Origin of the sequence: Bacillus sp. NMCC46, assembly GCF_002998465.1 — a bacterium.
Lineage (GTDB): Bacteria > Bacillota > Bacilli > Bacillales > Bacillaceae > Bacillus.
The window spans coordinates 92,173-106,731 of the sequence record NZ_PVQZ01000001.1 but is presented as its reverse complement, the minus strand read 5'-3'; the positions used below and the strand labels follow the sequence as shown (position 1 = coordinate 106,731).

Annotated in this window: 6 protein-coding genes; 1 reads left to right on the top strand and 5 read right to left on the bottom strand. The window is 44.1% G+C overall.

Annotated features, from left to right (window positions below):
• Nucleotides 1-3: 3 nt before the first annotated feature.
• The 3 genes from nirB (C6Y01_RS00515) to nirB (C6Y01_RS00505) form a co-directional block, all read right to left on the bottom strand.
• The gene (nirB, locus tag C6Y01_RS00515) at nt 4-2,418 is read right to left on the bottom strand and encodes a nitrite reductase large subunit NirB (protein WP_223249870.1); all 2,415 of its coding nucleotides are present in this window, start codon (nt 2,416-2,418) and stop codon (nt 4-6) included.
• Between the two features lie 87 nt (nt 2,419-2,505).
• On the bottom strand, nt 2,506-4,644 hold the full coding sequence (nasC, locus tag C6Y01_RS00510; RefSeq protein WP_095285262.1) for an assimilatory nitrate reductase catalytic subunit NasC: 2,139 nt from the start codon (nt 4,642-4,644) through the stop codon (nt 2,506-2,508).
• Entirely contained in the window at nt 4,641-6,899 is a 2,259-nt protein-coding gene (gene nirB / locus C6Y01_RS00505; RefSeq protein WP_106037690.1) for a nitrite reductase large subunit NirB, read from the bottom strand. Before nirB (C6Y01_RS00505) ends, nasC begins: the two co-directional genes overlap by 4 nt.
• A 169-nt stretch (nt 6,900-7,068) precedes the next feature.
• Between nirB (C6Y01_RS00505) and C6Y01_RS00500 the strand changes: the two genes are divergently transcribed.
• Nucleotides 7,069-8,271: a nitrate/nitrite transporter gene (locus C6Y01_RS00500; protein ID WP_034660883.1), complete on the top strand. Its 1,203-nt coding sequence runs from the start codon at nt 7,069-7,071 to the stop codon at nt 8,269-8,271.
• Nucleotides 8,272-8,333: 62 nt separating this feature from the next.
• Here the strand turns inward: C6Y01_RS00500 and gltD are convergent, their stop codons facing one another.
• Both gltD and gltB read right to left on the bottom strand, forming a co-directional pair.
• Nucleotides 8,334-9,818 carry a glutamate synthase small subunit gene (gltD, locus tag C6Y01_RS00495; protein WP_034660884.1) on the bottom strand — a complete coding sequence of 495 codons (1,485 nt, stop codon included), beginning with the start codon at nt 9,816-9,818 and terminating at the stop codon, nt 8,334-8,336.
• A gap of 16 nt (nt 9,819-9,834) precedes the next feature.
• A complete protein-coding gene (gltB, locus tag C6Y01_RS00490; protein WP_106037689.1) occupies nt 9,835-14,406 on the bottom strand; it encodes a glutamate synthase large subunit in 4,572 nt (1,523 codons plus the stop codon).
• Nucleotides 14,407-14,559 lie beyond the last annotated feature (153 nt).

Below are 14,559 nucleotides of genomic sequence, written 5' to 3'. Positions count from 1 at the left end.
GATTTATACAGAAGCCGTCGCTTTTTGAAATAATTGTTTCGTGTCTTTTTGACTCTCGCGCAGCTCCTGCCAAGGCTCCTCATACGTTGACAGTGCGATGTCCATTCTTTGGATTAAGGCTTCTCGTTTCTCATCATCTAGGAGTACTGATTGAATATGATCTAATCCAAGTCGTTCAACCCAAGCAGAGGTTCTTTCTAGATAATTTGCCGTTTCTCTGTAATATTGAAGGTACGCAGCTGCCACTTGCTCTACTTCTTCTGCTGTACTGACCTTCATCAATAAATCTCCAGCCCGCAAGTGTGTGCCGCCATTTCCGCCGGCGTACAATTCAAACCCTCCATCAATTCCCACAATTCCAAGGTCTTTAATGCCAGATTCTGCACAGTTTCTAGGGCAAGCAGAGACAGCCATTTTGACTTTATGCGGTGTCGCAAGACCTTCGAATTTCTTTTCAAGTGCAATGCCAAGAGCCATCGAGTCCTGTGTGCCGAACCGGCAAAATTGTTCTCCAACACAAGTTTTGACCGTTCTTAAAGATTTTCCGTATGCATAACCAGATGGCATATCCAGGTCTGCCCATACTTTAGGTAAATCTTCTTTTTTGACACCTAGAAGGTCGATACGCTGGCCGCCAGTCATTTTCACAAGCGGTATTTCATATTTGTCGACGACATCAGCTATTTTTCTCAGGTCATTTGCATTTGTCACGCCGCCGTACATCCGCGGAACAACCGAATATGTGCCATCTTTTTGAATATTGGCATGCATGCGTTCATTCACAAATCGTGAGCTCTTTTCATCTTTGTACTCAAGAGGTTGAAGCATGCCTAAATAATAATTCAGGGCAGGTCGGCATTTTGAACAGCCTTCCTCTGTCTCCCAGTCAAGTACGTTCATCACTTCTTTGACATGCTGCAGGCCCTTCTCTTTGATTTCATGAATGACTTCATCTCGTGAAAGAGTGGTGCAGGCGCAGATGGTTTCTTTTTGGGCTGTTCGGTTCGCATCATCGCCCAACGTGTGCCAAAGAATCTCTTCGACAACGGGCTTGCAGCCTCCACATGATCGTGAGGCACTTGTACATTGCTTCACTTCCTGAATCGTTGTTAAGCCTTCTTTTTGAATGGCTTCCACAATCTGACCCTTTGAGACACCATTACAGCCGCAAACGATATGGTCATTTGCCATGCTTTCAATCGTGCTTTCTTGCGCCGGATCATTCGAGGTTAAGACAGATACCTTCTCCATATCCGACATATCTACCCCTTCTCTAATATACGAGAATAGACGAGGTCCATCGCTTGTTTCTCCAAACATGACGGCACCTACTAATCGGTTTTGCTGGAAGACTAGTTTTTGATAGATGCCTTTTTGTTCGTCAAAGATTTTGATCGCTTTTTTCTCATCGTTTTCTATAAAGTCACCAGCTGAAAACACGTCAACCCCCGATACTTTCAGTTGCGTTGACAGAACAGAGCCTTCATATGGCACAGGATTCATGTCACATACATGCCCAGCAAGCACATTCGCTTGATCGTATAAAGGAGCGACAAGCCCGTACGTTTGTCCTCTGTGTTCTAAACATTCTCCGACGGCATAAATGCCTGGGACACTCGTTTCCATGAAATCATTGACAATAATACCTCGGTTCACTTCAAGGCCGCTTATCTCTGCAAGCATTTTACTTGGTTTAATTCCTACAGCCATGACGACTAGGTCTGTCTCAAGTGTCGTGCCATCTGAAAATGATAACCCTTCAACTCTTGTATCTCCTAAAATCTCATTTGTCTGTTTTCCTAACAGGAAGTTCATGCCCTGTTCTTCTAATGCTTTTTGTAGAAGCTGACCTGCAATAGGGTCTAGCTGGCGTTCCATTAAATGAGAGCTGAGGTGAATGACATTCACTTCCATGCCTAAGTTGAGTAGGCCGCGTGCTGCTTCCAGTCCAAGAAGGCCGCCTCCAATGACTGCTGCTTTTTTGTACCTGCTAGAGGCATTGACCATTTCCTCTGTGTCTTGCAATGTACGAAAGGCCGTCACGCCTTTTTTATCACTCCCTGGAATCGGCAGGATAAACGGAAGTGACCCTGTTGCTAAAATCAATCGGTCATAATGCACGGTCCGTCCTTGATCACTGGTGACTGTTTGGTTATCTGTATCGATCTTCACAATGGTCTCATTTGTAAACAACTGAATATCATGCTCCTGATACCAATTCCAATCGTTTAGTGTAATATCTTCAACCTTCGTATCTCCTTGAAGCACCTTCGATAAAAGAATCCGGTTATAGTTAGGATGCGGTTCACTTCCAAATACCGTCATGTCGAATCGTTCGCTGTCTGCTTTTAAAATGTTTTCGAGGCTTCGAATGCCAGCCATACCGTTCCCCACTAATACGAGTTTTTCTTTCACGATAAAACACCCCTCATGTGATCATTTTTTAGAAAGTACCATCATCTAAACATAGATGGAAAATACATGTTATGATTTCTCACATATTTTTTAATTCACATAGGCTGACAGCTGTACAGGACAATATTTAAAGCCTGGCATTTTACTGTGCGGATCTAGTTGTTCACTAATTAATTGATTAATGGATTGATGTTTACTCCAGTGAAATGGAACAAACACGGTATCTTTTCGAATGGTGTCTGATATGCGGCATCTCATGATGACACTTCCTCTTTTTGACTGGATGGTCACAAGCTCCCCGTGCTGAAGTCCATACGTTTTTGCTGTGTCAGGATGAAGCTCTGCATAAGATTCAAACTGCCGGGCAACAAGAGAGGTACTTTTTCTTGTTTGAACGCCCGTTTGGTAGTGAGCCATCACTCTGCCCGTCGTTAAATAAAGAGGATATTCTTGACTGACTGGTTCCTTTGCCACATTTTTTCCGTGTGTGACGACGGCAAACTTTGCTAAACTGTCAGAATGTGAGAATGCATGTTCAAATAATCTTTCGGTTCCTGGGTCTTCTAGATGCGTACAAGGCCATAATATGCCTTGCTCCTTCCTCAGTCTTTCATAGGTCATGCCTGAGTAATCCGCTTTTGCGCCTTTCGTTGCGGCTCTTAATTCTTCAAAAATCTCTTCTGCGGATGAAAAGGAGAAATAGCCGCTTTTGCCTAATACAGCTGCTATATCACAAATGATTTGCCAATCGTGTTTTCTTTGATGCTTAAGTGGATAGGTTGCTTCTCTAAGCGTAACGCGCCCCTCTACATTTGTCACCGTACCTTCATCCTCTAAATATGACGAAGTAGGTAAAATTACATCTGCCAGCGCAGCTGTCTCAGACATAAATAAATCAACAGCTACAAAAAAGGACAATTTCTTGATGGCTTGTTGAATAAAGCGCGCGTGCGGGCCTGACTGAACGGGGTTTGAGCACATTAAAAAGAGCGCTTTTATTTCTCCTTCCTGCATTTTTTCAAACATCTCAAAAGCAGACACGCCTTTTCCAGGGAGTTCTTTTTCATCAATGTTCCATATGTCAGCTATTTCTTTTCTGTGAGCAGAATTTGTGATATCTCGATACCCTGGAAGCTGATCTGCTTTTTGTCCATGCTCTCTTGCCCCCTGGCCATTTCCTTGCCCGGTTATTGCGCCATAGCCGCACCCAACGCGGCCGATCTTCCCAGTAACAAGCAGAATATTCAGGAAATTTCGCACAGATGCTGTCCCGTCTATTTGCTGCTCAATGCCTCTTGCTGTGAAAATCATGCCTGTCTTTTCTTGTGCGAATTTCCTTGCTATTTTCTGCAGAACTTCAATCGTCACACCGGTTTGCTCAGCAATGTTTGAGAGGGACATGCGCGAGACGTGCTCCTTTAATTCTTGGAACCCTGACGTTCGAAGACGAATAAATGATTCATCTATTAAATGTTCATGAAGCATAATGTGCAAGATGCCGTTTGCCAGTGCAGCATCTGATCCTGGTTTCAGGCTGACATGTACATCGGCTAATTGGGCTGTCTGTGTTTTGCGCGGATCGATGACGATGAGAAATGCACCGTTTTTTTTCGCCTCTTCGACGTACGGCATGAAGGTTGGCTGACATTCTGCTATATTCGTTCCAACCAATATCAATACCCGTGTATGCTTGATGTCACTGAGAGGAAACGTAAGACCCCGGTCAAGTCCGAATGTTTGATTCGCCGCAGTTGCTGCTGACGACATACAAAGTCTCCCGTTGTAATCGATGTATTTCGTTTTCAGCGCCACTCTCGCAAACTTTCCCAGTAAGTACGCCTCCTCATTTGTAATAGATGCGCTTCCGTACACACTGATGGCATCATGCCCGTGTGCCATCTGAAGGGATTCCATGTTTGTTTTGATTTCATTAAGTGCCTCCTGCCATGACGCTTTTACAAATTGCCCGTTTCTTTTGATGAGCGGGTGATTCAAACGTTCTTTGTGCAGTGCGTGCTGGTGTGCATGCTGCCCTTTCATACAAAGTCTCCCGTGCGTAGTTGGATTGTGTACGCCAATCGTTTGATATCTGGTTCGTCCTTCCACATGCTGCTCTACTAGCTGCATTTTGCACTGCATACTGCAAAATGGACATTGGGATTGATACACTCGCTTTCGTTCTTCCTGCTCTGATATTTGCTGGGCATATCGTAAAAAAGACTGACTCATACCTTCACATCCTTTTGTCTGCTTTGGTCAAATTGTTCACAGAGCTCTTTTCTTCTTTCCTCATCAAGCAATTTTTCTCGAATAGAAATAAGTCCATATCGGAGAAGCCAATCGCCGATGGATTCTTGAAAGTATGCACTTTTTCTATAATCTTCAAGCAGCGCTTTTAAAAAAGGGATCAGCTCACTTGATTGAGGCAAAGTGTAAAAAAGCTGGCCGGCCTTCGGCTGACATACGTCACCTCCTATATAAATGTTCCATTCCCCCAGCTGTCTCTTCATGCAAATGTCATATATTGGAGCTAGTTTACACGTGCAGGAAGAGCCGGCGACATGAATAGAGGTGACGGCTGGTAAAAGTGTGTCTTCTACTTGTCTTTCAAACTCCATTACTAGTGCTGTGACAGCTGGATCGTGACTACAATCACATGTAAGGACATGAGATAGTCTTCTTTTCTCTTTCGCCATGATGGGCCAATGTTTTTTGACGATCTGTGCCGCCTGTTTTGACACGCCGATGAGCCGTATTCGCTTATGCTCTGTCAGCTCTGCCTGATCAATCAGTTTTTGTTCTAACAAAGACGTCATGATTTTCAGGAAATCCAGTTCAAGACTCCCTCCGTATAGCTGAGGCAGCATGTCTTCTTGATCAGCATCGCTGATTTTTTCAATCGGTGATTGAAATTGCTCGAGATAGTATGGAATGGCAGACCTGCAGTTGCTGCAGCCGTTCTCTGTTTTCCAATGAAAATGTCTTCTGATTTCCTCCACATTCAGCAGCAGTTGCTTTTTGATAAACGAAAAAATGGTCTGCTTATCAGCTTCTGTACATGAACAAAAAGAGGCCGGCTCATCTATTTGTTCATGTGATGATAACTGACAGCAGGCACGGACGAGCTCTTGACAGCCGCCGCAGCCGGTTGCTGCTCCTGTTTGTTTTTGAACCTCTTCTAAGCTTGTCAGCTGATGGACGGATATGGTGTTCAAAATCGTCCCTTTTGTAACGCTTTGACATTGGCAGACGAGATCGTCCATTTTTAATGAATCTAGAGGAGATGGCTGCTCCTCATGAAGAGCTTTCATGACGACACTTTTATCACGCCCCACTTTCACATCTTGCAAAAGCTGATCGGCTTTCTCCAGTTCTCCAACTAATAAAAAACCTGTTAGCGCCTCGCGTTCAAAGACGAATTTTTTATACACTTCTTGCTCTTCATCTAAATATGTCACCACTGACGTATACGGAGAATGGTGTTCAATACATCCCGCAGAATAGATAGGCATGTCAGGTACTTTTAATTTTGTTGAGTAAATAGGTTGAGGTACAGATGTAATTTGCTCGCCTAATAGATGATTGGCAAGTGCATTTGCTTGTTCATAAATGGGCTGAACAAGGCCATGCACCATTCCTTTATGCTCTGCACATTCCCCAATGGCATAAATATCTTGGACATTTGTTTGCATCATATCATTGACGACAATGGCTTTTCGCGTATGAATGCCGTGATTCTTTGCAAGCTGTATGTTTGGACGGATACCTGTTGTGAAGACAACAAGATCAGCATCCACGATGTCGCCATTTTTCAATAGAACGCCTTCTACCCTCTCGTCCCCTAAGCATGCAATGGTATGGGCATTTGTTTTCACCTGAATGCCCTTGCGCGTTAATTGCTGCTGTAATAGACTAGCAGCCGTTTCATCTAATTGGCGCTGCATGAGCCACTCGGCATGATGAATAATGGTTGTCTCAAGTCCCGCAATCTGCAGGCCAGCCGCCACCTCTACACCAAGCACACCGCCTCCGACCACTGCTGCTCGTTGATAACGCATCGCATCCGCACAAATGGCCTCATAATCATCAATTGTACGAAACGCATAAATCCCTTTTTTGGATACGCCCTGAATAGGAAGAAAATACGGCAATGATCCTGTTGCGATGACGAGCTTGTCATAGGAAATTTCCCGGCGCGCATCTGTCATGATACACTTCTTGTTTGTATCGATATGGACGACTGTTTCTCCTTTGTACATGATGATGTCATGCGGGGTGTACCATTCTTTTTCCTTGAGTTCAATTTGAGATAATGAGTCGCTTTTTTGTAAAATCGATGAAAGTTTTATTCGATTGTAGGCAGGGTGCTTCTCTTTTCCAATGACTGTTATGGCATAGTGTTCTGGCTGTTTTTGAACCATCTGTTCGATACATTTCATACTCGCCATGCCGTTTCCGATAAACACGAGTTTGCGTTTTGCCATATGAAATCAACCTCTCTAAGCTTCTTGCCCAACACATTGTATGGATAGATTATGGCACATGCCTGTAAAAAAGTGTGTAATCATGTCAATTTTTCTAACATGATACTTTTATTACTTGGGATAACTCGCTATCTTTAAGTCAGAAAATTCAAAATAGAGGAGGCATTTTATGAAACTCTCAGAGTTAAAATCAAGTGGTCACCCTAAGACATTGCTAAGTTCCTTTTTATATTTCGATGTGAGCTTTATGATCTGGGTCTTATTAGGGGCACTGGGTGCTTTTATTGCGCAAGACTTTGCTTTATCGACCGCAGAGAAAGGCATGATTGTTGCCATTCCGATTTTATCTGGTTCTTTTTTTCGGATTGTACTTGGCTTATTCACTGATCGTATAGGACCTAAGAAGACAGCGGTAATTGGCATGCTTTTCACCACCATCCCGCTCATCTGGGGGTTCATCGCTGGTACAACCCTTTCCGAGCTCGTGCTGATTGGTATTTTGTTAGGAGTAGCAGGAGCAAGCTTTGCTGTTGCTTTGCCAATGGCAAGCCGCTGGTATCCTCCTCATTTACAAGGCGTGGCCATGGGGATTGCAGGTGCCGGTAACAGCGGAACACTGATCTCCACACTATTTGGTCCACGTCTTGCCGAGATTTATGGATGGCATGCAGTCATGGGGCTCGCCCTGATTCCGTTAAGTCTTGTCTTTTTGTTTTTTATTTTCACAGCAAAAGATGCACCAAATCAGCCCGCTCCAAAGCCGCTACGGTCGTATTTTTCAGTATTTCAGGTGAAATCGACATGGTTTTTCTGCCTGCTTTATGCGATTACATTCGGAGGATTTGTCGGGCTTTCCAGTTTTCTCAGTATTTTCTTTGTGGATCAATATGGTATCTCGAAAATTCATGCAGGTGATTTTGTGACTCTTTGTGTGGCGGCGGGCAGCTTCTTTCGCCCCATTGGTGGTCTCATTGCGGATAAAATAGGTGGAATGAAAGTACTGCTTGGATTATTCGCAGTCATCGGCATCTGCTTAGGAGGGGTGAGCAGTCTTCCAGCTTTACCTTTGGTCATTACCCTTTTATTTACCGGGATGATGTGTCTCGGGATGGGGAATGGCGCAGTTTTTCAGCTGGTGCCTCAAGTATTTCATAAAGAAATTGGGATCGTGACCGGAATTGTTGGTGCTGCTGGGGGCATTGGCGGCTTCTTTTTACCTAATATTCTGGGCAGTTTAAAAGAAGTGACGGGCTCATATATGTTTGGCTTTTTGACCATTTCTCTTTTTGTTCTAGTTGTCTTTATTTGTTTAGTCATATCGCAGCTTAAACGCAAAAAAGTCATCATCAACCACACCATTTCTGAATCATAAAAAGCCATGACCACTCTTTGGCCATGGCTTTTCTTTATATGTGTAAACACCCTTTGTATGACCTATTTTGGCAGAACCGAACTCCCCATTAAATAACGGTCTACCTCGTGCGCCACTTGTCTGCCTTCATTAATCGCCCAGACAATCAAGCTTTGCCCGCGTCTTGCATCTCCCGCTGCAAATACGCCTTCTACATTTGTTGTATACTCCCCATACTTTGCGTCAATGCGATTGTTTTTGCTGTCCACGCCAAAGTGTTTCACGAGTGGCTGTTCAGTTCCCTCAAAACCAATTGCAATAAAGACTAGCTGAGCAGGCCATACCTTTTCTGTCCCTGGAATCTCATGAAATTCAAACTTCCCCTGTTCGTTTTTCACCTTTTCCATTTGAATGGTATGAAGCTCTTTTAATTTCCCATTTTTGTCTGCCACAATTTTTGTGGTTTGAATGGAATATTGACGCGGATCTTCTCCGAATTTTGCTTGTGCTTCTTCATAAGCATAATCCAGTGAGAAGACGTAAGGCTGTTCAGGCCACATGTTATCCCCTACACGTGTATCCGGAAGTTTTGGGTGCTTCCCGAACTGAACAACACTTTTTGCTTTTTGGCGAAGTGCAGTTGCGACGCAATCCGCACCTGTATCTCCCCCGCCAATGACAATGACGTCTTTTCCTTTTGCATCAATGAAGTTTTTGTCTTTAAATCCTGAATCAAGCATGCTTTTTGTTGCGAGGGTTAAATAATCCATCGCAAGGTGAATCCCTTTAGCTTCCCGGCCTTCAATCAACAGGTCACGCTGCTTCTGTGCACCTGTACAAAGGATGACCGCATCAAACTGTTCTTTCAGTTCGTCGGCAGTGACATCCACGCCGATTTCTGTGTTCGTTACAAAATCAATGCCTTCTTGTCTCAACAGTTTGACTCTTCGCTCCACCACTTCTTTGTCCAGCTTCATGTTTGGAATGCCGTATGTCAGCAGCCCGCCAAGGCGGTCAGACCGTTCGAACACTGTTACGGCGTGGCCTGCTTGGTTTAATTGATCCGCACTTGCAAGTCCTGCTGGCCCTGAGCCGACAATGGCAATCTTCTTGCCTGTACGGCTTGAAGGAATTCTTGGTGTGATCCATCCATTTTCAAAGCCTTTATCAATGATCGTCCGTTCGATATTTTTAATCGAAACGGCTGGATCATTGATGGCAACTGTACATGACCCTTCGCAAGGTGCTGGACATACTCTCCCAGTAAATTCTGGGAAATTATTTGTTTTTTGCAGTCTTTCGAGAGCTTCTTTCCATCTCCCGCGGTACACAAGGTCATTCCATTCTGGAATTAAATTGTAGATCGGGCAGCCTGAGACGCCGCCCCTGATCTCCATCCCAATTTGACAAAACGGTGTGCCGCAATCCATACATCTAGCGCCCTGCTTCTTCAATACGTCATCTGTATAAGGAGCGGAATATTCTTTCCAGTCATTTTGACGAGTGAGAGGGTCACGTTCATTTGGCTTTTCTCTTTTATAATCCATAAAACCTGTTGCTTTGCCCATTGTCCTCTCCCCTTTCTTAATGAGCGAGGGCTGCTTTTTGCCCGTTTGCCGTTTCTTGATTTTTCGGTTTAGTGTTTGCTTCAAAGGCGAACATGACAGCTTCTTCATGACTGAGGCCCGCTTGTTTTTGTTCTTCAATGCTTTGAAGCATCATTTTGTAATTTCTCGGAATAACCTTGATGAATTGATCCTTTTCTTGCGCCCAGTTTTCGAGAAGTGCTGACGCTTTTGAGCTGTTTGTATAATGAAGGTGCTCTTTAATCAGCTGTTTCACTTCTTGTTCTTCTTCATGATCTGTGAGCTTTTCAAACATGATCATTTCCATGTTGCACATTCTTTTGAACTGTTTCGCATCGGATGTATGGACGTAAGCTACGCCGCCAGACATGCCTGCGCCGAAGTTTTTTCCGACGTCTCCTAAAATGACGACACGTCCGCCAGTCATGTATTCACAGCCGTGATCACCGATTCCTTCAACGACCACATGCACACCTGAATTACGAACGGCAAAGCGCTCACCTGCACGACCGTTAATAAAGGCTTTTCCGCTTGTCGCTCCGTAGAATGCGACGTTTCCGACAATGACGTTTTCATGTCCATTTTGTACAAAGTGATCAGAGGTTTTGACCGCAATTTTGCCTCCAGAGAGTCCTTTGCCGATATAGTCATTTGAATCACCTGTTAAATAGAGAGACATGCCCTTTGGCACAAATGCGCCGAAGCTTTGTCCTGCGGAACCAGTGAACCTTAGTGTGATCGTATCCTCTGGCAAGCCTTCTTCCCCGTAGCGCTTAGACACTTCACTTCCAGTAATGGTTCCGGCCACACGATTGATATTGCGAATATTCAATGATAGATCAACCGGTGTTTGATGATTCAGCGCTTCCTGTACATAAGGGAGGATTTCATTCATATCCAGTGATTCATCAATTTTATGATTTTGCGGTGTTCTGAATGTACGAGCTCCTTCTGGCTGATAAAGCAGTGTTTCAAGGTCTAGCTGCCCTGCTTTCCAGTGTGCTTTTGCTCGTTCACTGACTCCTAGAACATCCGTGCGTCCAATTAATTCATCCATTGATGTAAAGCCAAGTTCCGCTAAGATTTCTCTTACTTCCTCTGCAATAAACATCATGAAATTCACAATGTGATCAGGGTTCCCCATGAATTTTTTGCGAAGCTCTGGATTCTGTGTAGCGACGCCGACTGGGCAAGTATCTAAATGACATGCTCTCATCATCACACAGCCCAATACGACAAGTGGAGCTGTCGCAAAGCCGTATTCTTCTGCTCCTAAAATCGCAGCCATGACAACATCGCGTCCAGTCATTAACTTGCCGTCCGTTTCAAGAACGACTCTCTCGCGAAGACCATTTAACACAAGGGTTTGATGTGCTTCTGCCAAACCGAGCTCCCAAGGAAGTCCTGTGTGTTTAATACTCGTTTTCGGCGAAGCTCCTGTGCCGCCATCGTATCCACTGATTACAATGACATCCGCCGTCCCTTTTGCTACACCTGCTGCAATCGTCCCAACGCCGGCTTTAGACACAAGCTTGACGCTGATGCGGGCATCACGGTTCGCGTTTTTCAAATCATGGATCAGCTGCGCCAAATCCTCGATGGAATAAATATCATGATGCGGCGGTGGTGAAATCAATCCGACGCCTGGTGTAGAGCCACGTACATCGGCAACCCAAGGGTATACTTTATTTCCTGGCAGCTGTCCGCCTTCTCCAGGTTTTGCTCCCTGCGCCATTTTAATTTGGAGTTCATCTGCATTGACCAAATAATGACTCTTTACGCCAAAGCGGCCGGAAGCAATTTGTTTAATCGCACTTCTGCGATCATCGCCGCGTTCATCAACTGTAAAGCGTGCAGGATCTTCTCCGCCTTCTCCGCTGTTACTTTTACCGCCAATTCGGTTCATGGCAATCGCAAGCGCTTCGTGCGCTTCTTTACTTAAAGATCCAAATGACATGGCACCTGTCTTGAATCGGCGCACGATGGATTCAGCAGATTCAACTTCTTCCAGACGAACTGGTTTTTGTTTTGGCTGGAAAGAAAATAAATTTCTAAGGAAGCCGATTCTTTCTTCGTCCGCTGCCTTTGTATATTGCTTAAATAGATCGTAATCTTCATTGCGGCATGCCCACTGAAGCGTATGGATCGTTTTTGGATTAAAGGCATGGTGCTCTCCATTTTTTCTCCACTGGAAATCACTGCCTGATTCGAGTGTTTGGTCAGTCGCTGCCTGATACCCTGTTTCATGACGGAGTTTTGCCTCATGTGCAATGGTCTCAAGATCGATCCCGCCAAGCTGAGAAGCTGTTCCCGTGAAATACGCCTGAATGACGTCTTCACTAATGCCGACGGCTTCAAAGATTTGCGCTCCTCTATAGCTTTGCACAGTGGAAATTCCCACTTTAGACATGACTTTGACGACACCTTCGGTCACGCTTTTACCAAACTTTGTGACCGCTTCATCAAAGCTGAAAGAGATCGCTTCTTCTGCAATCAACTGTTTGTACGTTTCATACACAAGATAAGGATGGACCGCATCTGCTCCGTAGCCAATCAGTGCAGCAAAATGATGGACCTCTCTGACTTCTCCAGATTCAACGATCAGACTAACCTTTGTCCGTAAGCCTTGGCGTACAAGATGCTGATGCAGTGCACTGAGCGCTAGAAGCGGTGGAATCGGCACTTTTTGGTCTGTCATTTCACGATCTGAAAGGATTAATAAAGATACGCCTTCGCGGATCGCTTTTTCCGCCTCTTCAAACATCGCATCCAATCCGCGCTTTAAATCATCGGTGAATAGAGTATGAATCGTTTTGCTTTTAAAGGCATTATGAACAATCGTTTTCAAGCCGTTAAATTGTCCACTCGTTAAGACCGGTGTATAAAGTTTAATTCTTCGGCATGAATATTCATTCGGATGTAGAATATCTCCTTCAGCACCTAACCAAGTCATGGTTGATGTCACAAGCTGCTCACGAATGGCATCAATCGGCGGGTTCGTCACCTGTGCAAACAACTGCTTGAAATAATGAAACAGAGACTGCGCACGATCTGATAACACAGCAAGCGGTGTGTCGCTTCCCATTGAACCGATTGGGTCCTTACCTTCTTCTAGTAAAGGAATTAAATATTTTTGAATGTCTTCGTACGTATAATGGAACGCACGCTGACGAGTCAATAAATCATCCATTATACTAGAATTTTCTGAATTTTCTTCCGAGCGATTGACATGAACCATTTCTTCATCAAGCCATTTTTGATAAGGAAGTTCATTCGCAATCGTGGATTTCACTTCTTCGTCAGAAATAATTCGTCCTTCTTCTAAATCGATTAACAGCATTTTGCCCGGCTCAAGACGGTCTTTGTATTTGACATCCTCTTCATTTGTGTCGATCACGCCGACCTCAGAAGAGAAAATGATATGATCATCATTTGTGACGTAATATCTTGCCGGTCTTAATCCGTTTCGGTCTAAGATGGCACCGATTTGTTTACCATCTGTAAAGGAAATGGCTGTTGGTCCATCCCACGGCTCCATGAGAGAACTATGGTATTCATAAAATGCCCGTTTCTCTTTTGACATGTGCGTGTTTTCAGTCCAAGGCTCTGGAATCAGCATCATGGCTGTATGAGCAGGTGTACGGCCTGCAAGCACAAAGAATTCAAAGGCATTGTCTAGAATGGATGAATCACTTCCGTCTGCATTCAGCACTGGCAAAATCTTGTCTAAATCGTCTCCGAAAGCTTCAGATACGAATTGTTGTTCTCTTGCTCTCATCCAATTGATGTTTCCTCTTAATGTGTTGATTTCACCGTTGTGAATCAAGTAACGGTTTGGATGGGCTCTTTCCCATGTAGGAAATGTATTTGTACTAAATCTTGAATGAACAAGTGAAAATGCAGAAACAAATGTTTCATCCTGAAGATCAAGATAAAAAGCATCGACTTGATCTGATGTTAAAAGCCCCTTGTATACAATGGTTTGACTCGACAAGCTGACAAAGTAAAATTGCTTTTCCTCTGCTGTTCCCCAGTTCTCAGCCTGCTTACGAATGACATATAATTTTCTTTCAAATGACAAACGATCTGTGATGTTGTCGTTTGCCCCAATAAAGACTTGCCTCACAACCGGACAGCTCTTCGCTGCGACAGTACCAATTTTCCCGGCATCGACAGGGACTGTTCTCCAGCCAATTAATGTTTGACCTTCTTGTTTAATGAATCCGTTGATTTTTTGCTCGATGGCTTGACGCGTTTTCTCGTCATCCTCTTTTGAAAAGAAGACCATTCCTACCCCGTAACGGCCCTTTTCAGGAAGTGCAAAGTCTTTGCAGCTTTTTCTAAAGAAAGCGTCTGGCAGCTGTACCATTAAGCCGGCACCATCACCTGTATACGGATCACTGCCTTGCCCGCCGCGGTGATCAAGCTGGCAAAGCATTTGTAATCCCTTTTTGACGATGCTGTGTGTCGCTTCCCCTTTTAAATGAGCGTACAGTCCGATTCCACATGCATCATGTTCAAATTCAGGACGGTAGAGACCTTGTGGTTGTGGTAGTTGATTATAAGTCATCGTTTCTCTCCCCCGTTTAAAAGATCCGTTTTTTCACAGTCATAAAATCTCACAAACTCTGTAACTTATTTTAAGTTTTCAAATTAATATAAACAATATATAATTTAGATGAAAACAATCTCTTTTTGAGATAGATGGGTGTGAAGTGTAAAA